Raw genomic sequence first — 15390 nt, 5'->3', positions numbered from 1 at the left:
CGTGGAAAAGCCCGGTCGGCTTGAGCTGACCGGGCTTTTTCATGGATCAGGCGTTGGCCTGCTCAGGCCGTGCGGGAGCTTCTCAATGCCTGCGTGGCCTGAGCCAGCTCGGTGATGAGCGACCAGTTACCACTCTCCACGGCACTGGCGGGGACCAGCCAGGAACCGCCCACGCAGACCACATTGGACAGCGCGAGAAACTCCGCCGCGTTCGCAGGCGAGATGCCACCCGTGGGGCAGAAACGCAGCTCCCCGAACGGACCTTGCCAGGCCTTCAGCATCTGGATGCCGCCCGACTGCACGGCGGGGAAGAACTTGAGCTCGGTAAAACCGTCTTCCTGAGCCATCATGATTTCGCTGCTGGTTGCGACGCCGGGCAGCAGCGGCAGGTCCAGATCGCGGCAGGCCTGGCCCAGCTTGCCGGTGTAGCCGGGGCTGACGGCAAACCTCGCGCCGGCCCGAGCTGCCGCTGCGGCATCGGCCGCATTGCGCACGGTGCCCGCACCGATGATGGCCTCGGGCAGCTGTTTGGCGATGGCCTCTATGCAGGCCAGACCCTGAGGCGTACGCAGCGTGACCTCCAGAACCCTGATGCCGCCTGCCAGCAGTGCTTCGGCCATGGGCACTGCATGTTCCGTGCTGTGCAGCACGATGACCGGAATCACAGGTGCATCCTGCATGATGGACAAGGCGGTCATTTGAGCAGCCATGTGCAAGCTCCTTCTTCTGCGCTCAGCGCATTGCGCCGGAATCCGGCAAACAGTTCACGGCCCATGCCGCGATGATTGGCCTGCTGCAGCTCGGCGGGCATGATGGCCAGCGGTCTGGCCTGCCATTCGGCATCTGTCAGTTCGGCCTGCAGCAGACCGGAGGGGGCATCGAGCACGATGATGTCGCCGCTTTGCACCTTGGCCAGCGGGCCGCCTGCCAGTGCTTCGGGACTGACATGGATGGCGGCTGGAACCTTGCCCGAGGCACCGCTCATGCGGCCGTCGGTGACCAGGGCCACGACATAGCCCTTGCCTTGCAGAACGGCCAGCGGAGGGGTGAGCTTGTGCAGCTCGGGCATGCCATTGGCCTGCGGACCCTGCCAGCGCACTACGCAGACGACGCCGTTGAAGCCGTTGGTCTGGCAGGCCTGCTCAAGCGCACCGGATTTGAAGGCAGCCTGCAGCTCATCCTGCGAATCAAAGACCCATGCCGGTGCTCGCAGTGCGTGGCGATCTTCGGGTACGGCGCTGATCTTGATGACGCTGCGGCCCAGATTGCCTTTGAGCAGCTTCAAGCCGCCCGTAGGGCTGAAGGGGCGGCTGGCAGGGCGCAGAACAGTGTCATCGCCGGAGATGCCCGCATCCTGCCATTGCAGCTGATGGTTTTCGACATGGGGGATGCGCCCAAAGGCAGCCAGCCCCTCGGGCCTAACCGTAAGCACATCGCCATGCATGAGTCCGGCCTGCAGCAGCTGGGCGATCACGTAGCCGGGGCCGCCTGCGGCCTGGAACTGATTCACATCGGCGCTGCCATTGGGGTAGACGCGGGCCAGCAGCGGAACCACCGCGGACAGCTGCTCGAAATCATCCCAGTCGATGACGATGCCGGCGGCACGGGCCACGGCAACCCAGTGGATCAGGTGATTGGTGGAGCCGCCGGTGGCCAGCAGGGCCACCATGGCGTTGACGATGCAGCGCTCGTCCACGACATGCCCGATGGGGGCAAAGCGCCGGCCTCGGGTGATGGACAGCACGGTACGCATGGCTTCGCGCGTGAGCAGTTCACGCTCCGCGTCGGCGGGGTTGATGAAGGCTGTGCCGGGAACATGCAGGCCCATGGCTTCGAGCAGCATCTGATTGCTGTTGGCCGTGCCGTAGAAGGTGCAGGTGCCCTGGTCATGGTAGGCCGCGTTTTCTGCCGCCAGCAGCTCCTGGCGGCCGACCAGGCCCTGCGCCGCCTGCTCGCGCACCTTGGCCTTGTCGCTGTTGGACAGGCCCGAAGTCATGGGGCCAGCAGGCACGAACACCATGGGCAGGTGGCCGAAGTGCAGGGCGCCGATGAGCAGGCCGGGAACGATCTTGTCGCAGACACCCAGCATCAGGGCCGCATCGAAAGTGTCATGCGTGAGAGCCACGGCGGTGGACATGGCAATCGTGTCGCGGCTGAACAGGCTCAGCTCCATGCCCGGCATGCCCTGGGTCACGCCGTCGCACATGGCGGGCACACCGCCGGCGACCTGGGCCGTGGCGCCGTTGCGTCTGGCCTCGTCTTTCAGAATATCGGGGTAGTGCGCAAACGGCGCATGGGCGGAGAGCACATCGTTATAGGCCGTGACAATGCCGACATTGGGGCCTTTTTCCTCGACTATGCGAATCTTGTCCGTGCCGGGCAGAGCCGCAAAGGCATGGGCCACATTGGCGCAGCCCATGGTGCGTACTTGTGGAGGGCGCGCGGCCATGGCATCGACCTGTGCCAGATAGTCGGAGCGGCTGGCGCGGCTGCGCTCCTGGATGCGCCGCGTCACCTGGTCCAGAACGGGGTGAAGTGCCATGATGAAAGTCCTTGGGCAGCAATGCCTGTGCTTCGGGCGCAGGCATTGTCTTGGAATGAGTGAGAGCCATGCCCGGGGGCATGGCTCCATGATTGCGCGCTTAGGCTTATTTGGCGCGAGCTTGCTTGACGGCGGTCTGCACAGAATCCCAGGTGCCTTGACCCACGGATTTGGCAATGCCGGCATTGACGGCGCCGAGCTTGTCGCGCATGCGGCTTGCTTCGGCGGCCGGCAGTTCGTTGACCTGCATGCCTTTGGTCTTGATCTCGGCCAAAGCCTTGGCGGCTTCTTCGCGCGTGTCCTTGCGCTCGAATTCTCGGCTCTTGATCGCCGCGTCCTGCAGCACCTTCTTCTCGGCAGGGCTCAGCGTGTCCCACCACTTCTTGCTGACCGTCACGATCCAGGGGCTGTAGACATGGTTGGAGACGGTCAGGTACTTCTGCACTTCATAGAACTTGCTGGACAGCACCGTGTTGAAGGGGTTTTCCTGACCGTCCACGGCCTTGGTTTCCAGCGCCGTGAACAGCTCGGAGAAGGGCAGGGGAACGGCATTGGCGCCCAGTGTCTTGAAGCTGTCCAGGAAGACGTTGTTCTGCATCACGCGCAGCTTCACATCCTGCAGATCTTCCAGCTTGGTGATGGGGCGCTTGTTGTTGGTCAGATTGCGAAAGCCGTTTTCCCAATAGACCAGACCCACCATGCCCTTGGGCTCCAGAGTGGCCTTGACCTTCTCTCCCACGGGGCCGTCCAGCACGGCATCGGCCTCCTTGGTGTTGGCAAACAGAAAAGGGGTGTCCCAGATCGCCATTTCGGGCGACAGGCCCACCAGCGTGGCGGTGGAGCCGACCATCATTTCCTGGGCGCCGCCGATCAGGGCCTGCTGCATCTGGGTGTCCGAGCCCAGGGAAGCGTTGCCGATGGCGCGGACCTTCATCTTGCCGCCGCTGGCCTTTTCCACTTCCTTGGCGAACATGCGAACCGCACGACCCTGGTTGGAGTCTTCCACCAGGCCGTAGCCGAACCGCACCAGGCGGGGTTTGAAGTCCTGCGCCTGAACGGCGCCGGCGGCCAGCAGCATTGCCGTGAGTCCTGCGACTGCAAATTTGATACGCATACCCGTCTCCTTGCTTGTTTGGGCCTGGGCCCTTTGGTTGAAGTGAAATTGGCCTTTAGCGCTTACGTGGTAAGCGTTGACAGCTATTGATCTGAGAGTTTTCGAGGTCGTCATGGCCTGGCCCTCAATGCATCCATTTGAGCGGCGCGGTCACCAGCTGCGGGAAGAGCACGAACAGGGTGGCCAGCAGCACATAGACCATCAGGAAGGGATTGGTGCCCTTGATCACGGTCTCCATGCGCAGTCTGCCCACGCCGGCCACCACGTTCTGCACCGTTCCCACCGGAGGGGTGATCAGACCGATACAGCCCACATAGATGAACATGAAGCCGAAGTACACCGGATCGATGCCAGCCTTGACGGCCAGCGGTGCGCAGACCGGACCGAAGATCAGGATGGTGGGGGTCAGATCCATGGCGGTACCGACCACGAGCAGGAAGAGCATCATCACGGCCATGAAGAGCAGGGGCTGATCCAACAGGCCCGAGAAACTGTCGGCCAGCATATTGGGCAGGTCGGCGAGCGTGATCATGTAGGCGGTCACGGTGGCTGCGCCGCAGAGGAACATCACCACGGCGGTGGTCTTGGAGGCGCCCAGGAAGACCTCGTAGAGCCGGGTCCAGCTCATCTCCCTGTAGACCACCATGGAGACAAACAGCGCGTAGACCGCGGCCACCACGGCGGCTTCGGTCGGCGTGAACACGCCACCCTTGAGGCCGCCCAGGATGATGACCGGCATCATCATGGCCCAGAAGCTCTTGGCCAGAGCCTTGAGGCGCTGGCCCCAGCTCACGCGCTCACCCGAGGTCAGCTGGTATTTGCGCGCGATGAACCACCAGGCGGCAATCAGAAAGCTGCCCATGAACAAGCCGGGCACGACGCCCGAGAGAAACAGCTTGCTGATGGAGGTGTTGGTGGTGACGCCGTAGATCACGAACGGCATCGAAGGCGGAATGATGGGGGCGATGATGCCGCCCGAAGCCAGCAGGCCGGCGCTGTAGCTGTCGGGATACTTCTGGTCGCGCATCATCGGCAGCAGGATGGTGGCCAGCGCGGCAGTGTCGGCAATGGCCGATCCGCTCATCGAGGCCAGCAGCACGGCTGCACCGATGGCCACATAACCCAGGCCGCCCGGAATATGGCCGACAAAGGCGCGGGCCAGATCGATGATGCGGCGCGACAGGCCGCCGGCATTCATCAGCTCACCCGCGAGGATGAAGAAGGGCACGGCCAGCAGCGGGAAATTGTCGAACCCGGCCTGCAGATTCTGGGCGAGCAGCTGGGTGTCGAAAAAGTCCAGGTGCCACATCAGGGCGACGCCGGTGAGTATCAGTGCATGGGCAATCGGCATGCCGATCACCATGCCGCCGATCAGCACGGCGAGAAAAATCAGGGTGACGATCATGGCGCCTTACTCCACGCTGGTTTCAGAAGTCTCGGTCGGGGTGCCGCGCAACATGTCGCGCACCACCACCAGCAACATGCCTATGGCCAGCACCAGCGTCGCCGCTGCGCCCAGGGCCAGGGGATAGCCCAGCACGGTGCTGTAGCTGCTCCAGCCGGCAACGACCTGCTCCCAGGAGCCCCACAGCAGCAAGGCCATGCAGGTGCCGATCAGCAGCTGCGAGACCCAGAACAGGACTTTGCGGGTGGCCGGGCCGACCCGCGATGTCACCATGTCGAAGCCCAGGTGGGCGCCTTCAAAAGCAGCCACGATGGCGCCGATGGCCACCAGCCACACAAACAGCAGGCGCGAGATCTCCTCATAGGAGACGATGCTGGTGTGGAAAACGTAGCGCAGCACCACGTTGACGAAAACGGCAATCACCATGCCGGCCAGAGCCAGCACCATCAGGCCTTCGGCCAGGCGCTTGAGCCATGGCTTGCGGCCCTGTGCCTCTTTGCGATCTTCAGACATTGGCTGTCTCCTGCTGTTTTTATGCTTGGGATTCGCGCCTTGCCCATTGCCGGGCCGCGAGCGCGATATCGTTGAGGTTCATGGTGGCGCTGACGGTCAGGACATCGGGCTCCTGACGCGGGTCTTCCAGTGTCGTGAACTGATTGGCCACCAGGTCGGGCGAGAAGAAATGCCCGGGTCGGGTCTGGACGCGTTCCAGGGCCGTGGCGTAGTCGAGGTCGAGAAATACAAAGCCCAGCTGCTGGGCGCTGCGCAACTGGTCGCGGTACTTGCGCTTGAGCGCCGAGCAGGTCAGCACCAGGCCGTGTTCGGCATCTGCCTGAGCCAGTCGCTGCGCCAGGCGTTCGAGCCAGCCTTCGCGGTCGCCATCCGTCAGGGCAATGCCGGCCTGCATCTTGGCCACGCTCTGGGGGGAGTGGTAGCTGTCTCCTTCCACCAGGGTCCACCCCAGCTGCCTGGCGATGGCTTCTCCTGCGCTTGATTTGCCGCAGCCGGAAACTCCCATGACGACGAGTGCCGACATGGTGCCAGGAGGCTGGATCTTGCTTTGAATCATTTTTTGGATAGCGCTATCCGATGTGGTTAAAAAATGAGCAGCCTGCTGCTTTCTGAGATGGCTTCAGACCTCGGTCGAAGGCAAGTCAGTGCTTTCATCAAGCTGCTTGTACAGACTTCATTTCAAGTCCGGATAGCGCTATCATAATCAAAAAACCTCAGGCATCTGATTAGGAGATTCCCTTGCCTACCGAGACCCGTACCAAGAGCGAAACCCCGGCAGACAGTGCTTCTTCAAGGCGATCTCGCGCCAGCGGGCGTGTCACCCTCAGCGATGTGGCACAGGCTGCGGGCGTGAGCCCGATGACGGTCTCCAGAGCCTTGCGCGGAGAGCGCAGAGTAGCTCCGGCCCTGGTAGACAAAGTGCGCGAGGTTGCGGCTTCTCTGGGCTATGTGCCCGATCTGGCAGCCCGCGCGCTGGCCTCGCAAAAAAGCACCCAGGTGCTGGTGCTCGTGCCCATGCTCTCCAACACCTTGTTCGTGGAGGTCCTGGAGGCGGTGCACAAGGTATTGTTTGCCCAGGGCTATCACATGCTGATCGGCGTGACTCACTACGACCCGGCGGAAGAGGAGCAGTTGTTGCGGGCCTATCTGCCCATGCGGCCTGCCGGTCTGCTGCTGACCGGGTTCGACCATAGTGAAGAGTCGCGGAAACTGCTGGCCGCCAATCCCGTGCCGCGCGTGCATCTCATGGAGTTGCGCGCACCTGGTAGCGGCCCCGATTGCTACAGCGTGGGCTTCTCGCAGATTGCTGCGGGTGCCGAAATGACCCGCCATTTGCTGGACAAGGGATACCGGCGCATCGCATTTTGCGGAGCCCAGCTCGACGCACGTGTCATGCAGCGCCTGGAAGGTTATCGGCAGGTGCTCAAACAGGCCGGCCTGTATGACCAGAGCCTGGAGATTCTCAATCCCGAGCGCTCATCGCTGGCGCTGGGTGCAAGGCAGTTTGAGACGCTGCTCAAAGCCAAGACCACGGTTGATGCCATCTTTTTCTGCAATGACGACATTGCACAAGGTGCATTGCTGGAGGCCAACCGCATGGGAGTCAAAGTGCCGCAGCAGGTGGCGATCGCAGGGTTCAACGACCTTCCAGGCAGTGATCAGATGGTGCCGCCCTTGACCACCATCCATACACCGAGGGATGAAGTGGGCAGCAAAGCTGCCGGCATGCTGCTGCAATTGCTGGCTGGCGATAGCGTCAGGCAAGCCAGTGTCGATCTGGGCTTCAGGCTGGTGCCCAGGGCCAGCACCTGAGTCGTCGGCGTCAGGCCTCCGAGCCCGACTTGCCTCGCCCTGTAATCTTGTCCTTCAGGTCCAGCAGTCGCGTCACGGCCGAGCCCATGCCCATGAGCTGCATGGCGGTCTCGGGGGACAGACGCTGTACATCATCAAACCAGCTCATCAGCTTGTCGATGAGTTCGTGCATGTCGCGCATGCGCTGCTGGGCGTAGCGCTCTTCGTCGGTGCTGGCTTCCTCCATCATGGCTGCTCGCAGCATGGATTGCGTGGGCTCGATCTCGCGGCGGCGTCGCTCTTCGGCCAGTCGCTTGAAGATTTCCCAGACATCCTCGGGCGCCTGGAAGTATTCGCGCCGGTCGCCGGGCTGGTGGCGCAGCTGAACCAGCCGCCAGGCCTGCAGCTCCTTGAGTCCCATGCTCACATTGGAACGTGAGAACTCCAGCGTGTCGGCAATCTGGTCTGCGTTCAGCGGTTCGGGCGAAATGAACAGCAGGGCGTAGATCTGCCCCACGGTGCGATTGATGCCCCAGCGGCTGCCCATCTCGCCGAAATGCGAAACAAATTGTCGGCTCAGCTCCGACAGTGGTTTGGCTTGCGTCATGGCCTCCATTGTGCCTTTGCCGGGGTTCTCAGTGGGGCTGAGGAATCAAGCCGGACTGCAATGGCCCCGGTTTTCAGGCATGGCCGCGAGCGGTTCGCGCAGATATGTTTCGTAAAACTTGCAATGCTGTCAGCAAATTGTTGGGAATGAGCGCAAAATCGCCATCCTGTTTTAAGTCGGTTTTTTTACGTTGCCTGTTGCCGGGCAAACTCACCCTGCCGCTGGGCAGCCCATGGGCTGCGGGTGGCCGTGATCAGATGGCTCAAAGTTCTATTTCCTCTCATTCCCGCAGCGCGCTGATCGACTGCACCAAAGGCCTGGCTTGCGCAGCCATCGTCTGGCATCACCTGGCGTTTTACGGTCCCATGTCCGATGTGGCTCATCCCGTCATGCCTGATCTGCTGGACTGGCTCTATGAGTACGCTCGCATGGCCGTGCAGATATTCCTGGTGATCGGTGGTTTTCTGGCTGCTGCCAGTCTGGCCCCGCAAGGTCTGGCGCGTTTTGACTCGCCATGGTCCAAGATCGGCAAGCGCTTTGTACGCCTGGTCGTGCCTTATGCCGTGGCGCTGGTGGTGACGATTGTGGTGTCTGCCGCGATTCGCCCGTGGTTCGATCACGAGTCCGTGTCCGCCGACCCCGATCTATGGCAGCTCATGGCCCATGCCTTGCTGTTGCAAGGCATCGTGGGCGAAGAGTCGCTGTCGGCTGGCGTCTGGTATGTGTCCATAGACTTTCAGCTGTTTGCGGGCACCGTGCTGCTGTTGGCCGGTGTGCGCTGGCTGCAGCAATGGGCGGTAGCGCGCTGGGGCGACGCGGCCATGAAGCGTTGGTGGCCGTGGGCTGTGAGCGGCATGCAGGCGCTGGTGGTTCTGGGGACGGCGGCTTCGCTGCTGAGCTTCAACCTTGAGGCAGAGCTTGATGTCTGGGCGATTTACTTCATGGGCGCCTATGGCGTCGGCATGATGGCCTTCTGGGCGGTGGCGGCAGACAAGCGCCTGGCGGCCTGGAGCTGGGGCATGCTGATTGCTGCACTGATCATCGGCGCGCTGGTCTATGAGTGGCGCGACCGCATTTTTCTCGCCGGCGTGACCGCGATGCTGCTGATCTTCTGCATGCGTACCGAGGCTATTGCCCGCTGGCAGGGCCTGGCTCCACTGCGTCGCCTGGGAGAGATCTCCTACTCGGTGTTCCTGATTCACTTTTCGATCTGCCTGCTGGTCAATGCGGTGGTCAACCATTTCTGGCATGGCTCGGTCACTGCTGCTTTGGTGGGCATCCCCTTGGCCTTCGTGCTGTCACTGACCGCTGGCTATGCCCTGTATCAACTGGTGGAGCGCCATGTCTCCTCCTGGAGTCAGGCTTTGCGCTGGCAGGCTGGCCTCATCGGGGCAGGTCTGCTGACCACCATGGTGGCAGGCTTGCGCTGAGTCGGTGCCCGGCAACAAAAAAGCAGCTCCGGTGAGCTGCTTTTTTATGAGGCGAACAGGTTCAGCGATGGAACTCGCCCGCGCTTTCGGGCTGGAACTCGATGGCATCCACGCGCACGGTTACCTGGCCGGTAGGGCTGGGCATCTTGAACTCGTCGCCCACGGACAGGCCCAGCAAGGCGATGCCCACTGGTGCGAAGATGGAAACCTTGTCGGCGCTGCCATCCATATCCTTGGGGTAGACCAGCGTCAGCGTGCTGCTCTTGCCGATCTCGAGCATGGTGAAACGCACGGTGGAGTTCATCGTCACCACGTTGGCCGGCATTTCTGCGGGATCGAGTACATCCGCACGGTCCAGCTCCGCCTCCAGGGCATCGCGGCCGGGAAACTGGCTATTGTTCTTCTCCAGCAGCGATTCAATGCGATCCAGGTCCAAGGAGGACAGAGTGATATTGGGCTTGCGCTCCATGTAGTAACTCCCTTGAGAGATGGTGTGGTTGGTGCTTTGGCGTTGCGCAAACGGACAAAAGCCCGGGCAACGGTGTTGTCCGGGCCAAGGCATTCGAGAAGAGGCACCAAGTTGGTGCGTTTCAGGTATTGTCAGTGCAGCGCCGCAAACTGCCAAGTCATCTCGCACTCCGTCAGTGCGGATTGACACCGCACTTGCCCTGGTCAGGAGGGCGTGTTACGAGCATTGGGCAAAGGTAAATCACTGTTGATCTGAGTCTCAAGTTACGCGCTCGCAGCCTATGAGCCCGAAGGCACGCATGTGCTGGAACTGCCAGGGCGCCAACAGGCTGAGGCTATTCGAACAGACCGTTCTCGACACAGAAAGTGATGAGTTCCTGGTTGGATTGAACGTTCAGTTTTTCCATCGCCGATGTCTTTTGCGTGCTGACCGTCTTGACGCTGCGTTTGAGATTGGCCGCGATCTGCACCACGCTGTCGCCGCGCACGAAATGGCGAAGCACTTCGAACTCGCGCGGAGACAGCAGCTTGACGCGATCGGCGACCGATGTGTTTCTCTGTTCACGGCTGACGTTCTGCTGGTAGTTGGTGGGGAAATATTTGTTTCCCAGCCGCAGGCAGTTGATGGCCGAAAGAATCTCCGTCAGCTTGTCATGCTTGAGGACCACCCCCCCACACGCCAGCGTCGTACAGAGAGGAGATGATCATCGGATTCGAGATCATCGTCAGAACCAGCAGCTTGGGGGCGGGGTAGGTGCGGATCAGATAGTCGACGAATCGGATGCCATCGCCATACACGCTGTCGCCGGGCATGGTGTAGTCGGTGATGATGATGTCCGGCAATGACGAATTCAATTGCTCCACCAAAGCGGTAGAGGTGGAAACGGATGCGGTCACGACGATGTTCATATCGCGTTCAAGCAGATCCTGAATGCCGACGAGTGTCAAAGGGTGGTCGTCGGCCAGCACGATGCGGATTTTTTCCATGGCATTGATCATTAAGTGGTCGAGTCTGACAACGGCTCCAGGAACTACACTCCCGCCAGGAATATCTTCAGATCCTCAAGAATAGAATTCAGTGCGGCGTCAGTTTCGCCGTTCAAGCTATCGAAGTGCAAGTGATTCTCTAGTTGCTGCATTCTTTTCGCCAGGGGAAAATGATTGACGTCAACCAGGGCGCCGCTGATGCGGTGCAGGGTGAGGATGATGTCATCCACGCGCCTGTCCTGCCTCGACTGCTCCAGCTTGATGACGTCCTCGTGCATGGTGCGTAGGAACAGATCCCGATATTTGGCCGGTACTTGTGGAGGGCCTTCGGGGATATGCACGGGTGCAATCTCGGGCAGACTGGGGGCCGCCGTGTCATGGGCTCCAATTTCCGAGTGAGGCGCGTATTCGCGCAGCATCTGTATCAGCGTATTCAGGCCGATCGGCTTGACCATCCAGGCATTCATGCCCGCATTGATGCAACGTCGCTGCTCGTCGAGCATGGCGTTGGCGGTAATTCCGATGATGGGGCACATCACACCTTCCGAGCGGAGCGTGCGGGCCAGCTCATAGCCGTTCATGAGCGGCATGTTCACATCGGTCAGAACGAAGTCATGCGGCTGTACATCCCATAGCGCCAGAGCGTCCTCGCCGTCTTCCGCCAAGGTGACCTGACATCCAAGCCGCTCAAGCTGGTCGAGGATGGTGGTCTGGTTGATGGGGTTGTCCTCGGCGACCAGAATGCGTATCGAGAACCGGGGAATGACGGGTTCAGGCGAGGCTATCAGTTGCTGGTTGTGCAGGATGCGCTGGATTCCCCGGCCGATGCTCAGAACATCTTGTGCATCGATATCAGGATGGGTGGACTCTTGCAGCAGAGGGGAGATGCTGACGTAGTGTCCCTTCCATTCCGGAGGCGGGGTGGTGCTGCTTGACAGCACATCCAGCAGCAGTGCATGCGAGGTGTGAGCAGGGCTGGGCTGGGCCAGCAGCTCGGCCTGCGCGTTCCAGCGGGTCAGCCAGGCGCAGATGTTCTCCGTCAGCTCCGGGTGAGGTGTCCGCACGCAGATATGAGCGTCTGTAAGGTCGGGGTAATCGGTGACGGTCTGATGGTCCACATCCAGTGTCAGCGCGATGGAAAAGACGCTGCCCACCTGTTTTTCACTCTTGACCTGCATGGATGAGCCCATGAGTTCGGCCAGCCGCGCACAGATCGACAGACCCAGGCCGGCACCTCGCACGACATGCCGGCTGCCATCGACGATATAGAACGGCGTGAAAAGGCGATTCTGCTCCTCACGGTCAATACCCACCCCGCTGTCGGCCACTTCAATCTGAAGTGTCACGTGGCCGGGGGGCTGATCCACCACCAGGCACCGGACGATGACGCTGCCGACATTGGTGAACTTGATGGCGTTGCTGATCAAATTGCTGAGAATCTGGCGTACGCGCACGGGGTCGCCGAATACCGAATCGGGAATCCCGGTGTCGACAGCGGAGAAAAACAGCAGTCCTTTCTGTTGCGCCATGGCTGCATAGGAGCCTGTGCAATCTTGCACCAGTTCGCGTGGGCTGAATGCCAGGCGTTCCAGCTTGAGCTGTCCGGCCTCTATCTTGCTGACATCCAGAATGTCGCTGATCAGCTGCAGCAGGATTTGCGACGAGCCTTCAATCCGGTTGACGTATTGACGCTGCTGGCTGTCCAGCCGTGTGGCGGTCAAAAGTTCCAGCGTGCCCAGCACGCCATACAGAGGCGTACGGATCTCGTGGCTCATCGTGGACAGAAAGGTGGATTTCGCTTCGCTGGCCTCGTCCGCTGCGCTGCGTGCGCGCTCCAGCGCGCGCTCGATTTCTACGCGCGTGCTGATATCGGTAAAAGCGCACAAGACTGCGTCCCCGTCCATATAGCGTGCCGGAGTGTAGGACACCGACAGCGTGCGTTCGTTGTCGATGTGCAGGTTGTCCATGCTGCCGGGCCTGTCCACAGAGCGCAGCGAACGCAGGATCTGAATGGCGTTGGACTGCAACGGCTGTGGCGGGTCGGACTGACTGCCCAACCACTCCAGGGCAATGGAGTTGCTGAACAATATGTCTCCGCTGGCCTTGCTGATCACGCACAGCGCGACGGGGGCTGTCTGGATCAGCGTGCGATTGAAGGCGTCGCGTTCGTCGATCATGCGCTGGGCCTCCACGGCAGGCTCCATGACCCGGCGCCTGTACCAATGCGTATAGCTCAGGCCAGCGAGCATGCTCAGGACCACAAAGAAGGCGGCTCCAATGAGCAGGGCCATGTGGCCCTTGAAAAAGCTGGCGTAGCTGATCAGATAAGTGCCGCTCCAGGCGCCAGTTGGGTCCAGCGCCTTCCACACCAGTCCGTCGCTGGTATAGGATAGGCCCAGCTTGGTGACCGCCGGCGCCGAAGTGTCTCCCATCAGAGAGACGCCCTGATGCGTCAGCCAGAACTGGTAGGGCAGTCCGCTGGCGGTGTTTCTCTCGAGCACGTTGATGCGCTCGCGGCTGAGCAGCGTGGCTGCATAAATATTCTGGGAGGGACCGGACGGCCCCCACAGGCCGGATGGAAATCCGGCAGGAACCCAGCCGATCATCTTGTCAGGCAAGGCAGCAGCCTTGAACCAGTGCACTTCGTTGGGATTTTGTGTCGGCAGCCGTTTGCCGAGCGCCTGCACGGCAGAGCCGGACTGCGTGGCCAGATTTTCCCGGATGGCATAAACCGTGGTCCGGAACATGTCCGTGCTGATGGCTTCATAGCCGGCATAGGTATTGATCGCCGGGACACTGATGCTGGTGCTGTCCGCTGGATTCACGAAAAAGACGGCAGCTGCAGGGAAGTAGGAAGATGCCCAGAACGTCGAGTAGAAATCGGACAGATAGCTGCCCAGCTGGAACAGGGTTCCGGGAGCCGCGGAGCACTGGGCGGGCAGGGCACAGGCCAGCGAAAACGGCATATCCACCACTGATTCCTGGCCGAGGAACAGGCGAGCCCTCCAATCGGCTGGCGTATCCACTTCATGGAAACTGGTGACCCGGGAATAAGGGATGGCTTCGAGATCCTGGCTTTGGGCACGTAGCTGGCGCAGGAATATTTCTTGCTCCTTGATGTAGCCTACCAAGGTGCTGAAGTCGACGAGCAGCCGGTCGCGCTCTCGGTCAACGATGCGCTGTCCACCCCAGAGCAGCGCGCTCACCAGGGCGACAGCGATGGGCAGTATGCCAAACAGCAGCCAGTTTTGCCGGCGCGATGTGCGCTTGATTTGTTGGATGGGCGTGTTCTGCATATCCGCTATAACTGCGCAGCCTCCGGAGGAAACAATTGCCTGCGTTGATCGTTATTTAGCAGCAGGGCAAAGTCGCTGGATTTCAGTGCGGACGATATCAGAAAACCTTGTGCGCAGTCGCAGCCGATGCGGCGCAAAAATTCCAGGTCCGCGAGGGTTTCTACGCCTTCTGCGGTGACGGTCAGGCCAAGCTGTTTGCCCAGCTGCACCGCTGAGGTCAGCGCCGTACCTCGGGCCGCATCAACGGTGGCTCCGGTCACGAAGGCGCGATCGATCTTGAGTTCCGTGAACGGCATCGAGATCAGGTTGTACATGGAGCTGTATCCTTTGCCGAAATCATCCTGAGAAAGGCCAAAGCCTTTCAGCCTCAATCGACTTGCGCCCATGTAGTAGTGCGCAGGCGCAGCGGTTGTCTCGTCTTCAAGCAGCTCAAAATTGATGTTGCCTGGGGGGACCTCCCATTGGCGAGCGGTTTGCTCCAGTTCGTCCGGCAGATCCGGGTTCTCCAGAAGGGGGACCGGCAGATTGACGGATACGGGAATCGTATAGCCGATGTCGCGCCACTGTCGATGCGCGGTCAGCGCATCCTCGAGCATGCGCTGGAGCAGCTGCCGCTCGAGTTTGCAATGGTGGATGGCGGCCAGAAACGAGCCGGGCAACATGAAGCCGTGTTCGGGATGATCCCAGCGGGCGAGCGCCTCAGCGCCTACGATCTCACCGGTGCGCAGTGCCATCTTGGGTTGAAACCACGCCTGTATCTTGCGGGCGCTCAGTGCGGTCTCTATGGCCGCTTTGTCGAACACCAGGGGCTGGCCAAAGCGAAGAGCAGGGCTTGAGGTCTGCGTCGCTACACGGTGCCGCAGCTTGCTGATGATGGTCTGGGCATAGCTGGGGTCGAACGGCTTGGAGAAGGCGTCCAGCACGAACAATCCGATTTCCTTGGCCATCAGGCTGACGCTGTTCATGATGCGGCGCGAGCAGGAGCTGGAGATCGCAAGCATGGGTGTCAGGTTCTCCAGGGCGAGTCGGCGGATGAACTGCACGCCATCCATATCGGGCATCCTGATGTCCATGATGACGATGTCATAGTGCTCCGCATGCATCAGCTCCAATGCCTGCTCGGCAGTTTGTGCCGCCCTGACGTGAACGAATCCGGCATCTGCGAGGATGGCGCAGATTCGGGCGCAGGAAAACTCGTGGTCGTCCAGGACAAGGATTCTGTATTTGGAAAGCATGG

The 15390-nt window shown here is 61.0% G+C and carries 12 protein-coding genes and 1 pseudogene; 2 read left to right on the top strand and 11 right to left on the bottom strand.

The features are described 5' to 3' along the window. Positions 1 to 62: 62 nt before the first annotated feature. The 6 genes from eda to O987_RS19600 form a co-directional block, all read right to left on the bottom strand. Positions 63 to 710 (bottom strand): bifunctional 4-hydroxy-2-oxoglutarate aldolase/2-dehydro-3-deoxy-phosphogluconate aldolase, encoded by a 648-nt coding sequence (eda, locus tag O987_RS19625; protein WP_043374221.1) that lies wholly within the window; start codon positions 708 to 710, stop codon positions 63 to 65. Beyond that, the gene (gene edd / locus O987_RS19620) at positions 695 to 2542 is read right to left on the bottom strand and encodes a phosphogluconate dehydratase (protein WP_043374219.1); all 1848 of its coding nucleotides are present in this window, start codon (positions 2540 to 2542) and stop codon (positions 695 to 697) included. The genes eda and edd overlap by 16 nt, the downstream gene beginning before the upstream one ends. A 106-nt stretch (positions 2543 to 2648) precedes the next feature. Continuing rightward, complete coding sequence (locus O987_RS19615; protein ID WP_019043869.1) at positions 2649 to 3656, bottom strand: TRAP transporter substrate-binding protein; 1008 nt, start codon at positions 3654 to 3656, stop codon at positions 2649 to 2651. Positions 3657 to 3780: 124 nt separating this feature from the next. Beyond that, complete coding sequence (locus O987_RS19610) at positions 3781 to 5061, bottom strand: TRAP transporter large permease (RefSeq protein WP_043374217.1); 1281 nt, start codon at positions 5059 to 5061, stop codon at positions 3781 to 3783. Between the two features lie 6 nt (positions 5062 to 5067). Then, entirely contained in the window at positions 5068 to 5574 is a 507-nt protein-coding gene (locus O987_RS19605; protein ID WP_003053072.1) for a TRAP transporter small permease, read from the bottom strand. Positions 5575 to 5593: 19 nt separating this feature from the next. Next, positions 5594 to 6130 (bottom strand): gluconokinase, encoded by a 537-nt coding sequence (locus O987_RS19600; protein ID WP_080731558.1) that lies wholly within the window; start codon positions 6128 to 6130, stop codon positions 5594 to 5596. Between the two features lie 182 nt (positions 6131 to 6312). Here O987_RS19600 and O987_RS19595 point away from each other — a divergent pair, with 182 nt between their 5' ends. Next, a complete protein-coding gene (locus O987_RS19595; protein ID WP_043374215.1) occupies positions 6313 to 7386 on the top strand; it encodes a LacI family DNA-binding transcriptional regulator in 1074 nt (357 codons plus the stop codon). Between the two features lie 10 nt (positions 7387 to 7396). Here the strand turns inward: O987_RS19595 and O987_RS19590 are convergent, their stop codons facing one another. Beyond that, entirely contained in the window at positions 7397 to 7981 is a 585-nt protein-coding gene (locus O987_RS19590) for a GbsR/MarR family transcriptional regulator (RefSeq protein WP_003053080.1), read from the bottom strand. Positions 7982 to 8229: 248 nt separating this feature from the next. Here O987_RS19590 and O987_RS19585 point away from each other — a divergent pair, with 248 nt between their 5' ends. Then, positions 8230 to 9402, top strand: coding sequence for an acyltransferase family protein (locus O987_RS19585; RefSeq protein ID WP_051962313.1), 1173 nt, complete (start codon positions 8230 to 8232; stop codon positions 9400 to 9402). Between the two features lie 61 nt (positions 9403 to 9463). Here the strand turns inward: O987_RS19585 and rnk are convergent, their stop codons facing one another. The 4 genes and pseudogenes from rnk to O987_RS19565 all read right to left on the bottom strand — a co-directional run bounded on the left by rnk (position 9464) and on the right by O987_RS19565 (position 15388). Then, positions 9464 to 9871: a nucleoside diphosphate kinase regulator gene (gene rnk / locus O987_RS19580; RefSeq protein WP_003053084.1), complete on the bottom strand. Its 408-nt coding sequence runs from the start codon at positions 9869 to 9871 to the stop codon at positions 9464 to 9466. A 334-nt stretch (positions 9872 to 10205) separates the two neighbouring features. Next, positions 10206 to 10869 (bottom strand): annotated as a pseudogene (locus tag O987_RS19575) (response regulator). 32 nt (positions 10870 to 10901) lie between these two features. Continuing rightward, positions 10902 to 14153 carry a response regulator gene (locus tag O987_RS19570; RefSeq protein ID WP_043374212.1) on the bottom strand — a complete coding sequence of 1084 codons (3252 nt, stop codon included), beginning with the start codon at positions 14151 to 14153 and terminating at the stop codon, positions 10902 to 10904. 5 nt (positions 14154 to 14158) lie between these two features. Next, a complete protein-coding gene (locus O987_RS19565; protein ID WP_003053090.1) occupies positions 14159 to 15388 on the bottom strand; it encodes an EAL domain-containing protein in 1230 nt (409 codons plus the stop codon). Between the last annotated feature and the right edge of the window lie 2 nt (positions 15389 to 15390).

Origin of the sequence: Comamonas testosteroni TK102 (assembly GCF_000739375.1) — a bacterium.
Lineage (GTDB): Bacteria > Pseudomonadota > Gammaproteobacteria > Burkholderiales > Burkholderiaceae_C > Comamonas > Comamonas brasiliensis.
The sequence above is the reverse complement of the archived record's forward strand: the minus strand, read 5'-3'. Positions and strand labels throughout refer to the sequence as shown.

Coding starts and splice junctions, on each gene's coding strand:
- O987_RS19615 (WP_019043869.1), bottom strand. CDS start 3,656: ATGCGTATCAAATTTGCAGTCGCAGGACTCACGGCAATGCTGCTGGCC.
- eda (WP_043374221.1), bottom strand. CDS start 710: ATGGCTGCTCAAATGACCGCCTTGTCCATCATGCAGGATGCACCTGTG.
- O987_RS19605 (WP_003053072.1), bottom strand. CDS start 5,574: ATGTCTGAAGATCGCAAAGAGGCACAGGGCCGCAAGCCATGGCTCAAG.
- O987_RS19610 (WP_043374217.1), bottom strand. CDS start 5,061: ATGATCGTCACCCTGATTTTTCTCGCCGTGCTGATCGGCGGCATGGTG.
- rnk (WP_003053084.1), bottom strand. CDS start 9,871: ATGGAGCGCAAGCCCAATATCACTCTGTCCTCCTTGGACCTGGATCGC.
- O987_RS19585 (WP_051962313.1), top strand. CDS start 8,230: ATGGCTCAAAGTTCTATTTCCTCTCATTCCCGCAGCGCGCTGATCGAC.
- edd (WP_043374219.1), bottom strand. CDS start 2,542: ATGGCACTTCACCCCGTTCTGGACCAGGTGACGCGGCGCATCCAGGAG.
- O987_RS19565 (WP_003053090.1), bottom strand. CDS start 15,388: ATGCTTTCCAAATACAGAATCCTTGTCCTGGACGACCACGAGTTTTCC.
- O987_RS19570 (WP_043374212.1), bottom strand. CDS start 14,153: ATGCAGAACACGCCCATCCAACAAATCAAGCGCACATCGCGCCGGCAA.
- O987_RS19600 (WP_080731558.1), bottom strand. CDS start 6,130: ATGATTCAAAGCAAGATCCAGCCTCCTGGCACCATGTCGGCACTCGTC.
- O987_RS19590 (WP_003053080.1), bottom strand. CDS start 7,981: ATGGAGGCCATGACGCAAGCCAAACCACTGTCGGAGCTGAGCCGACAA.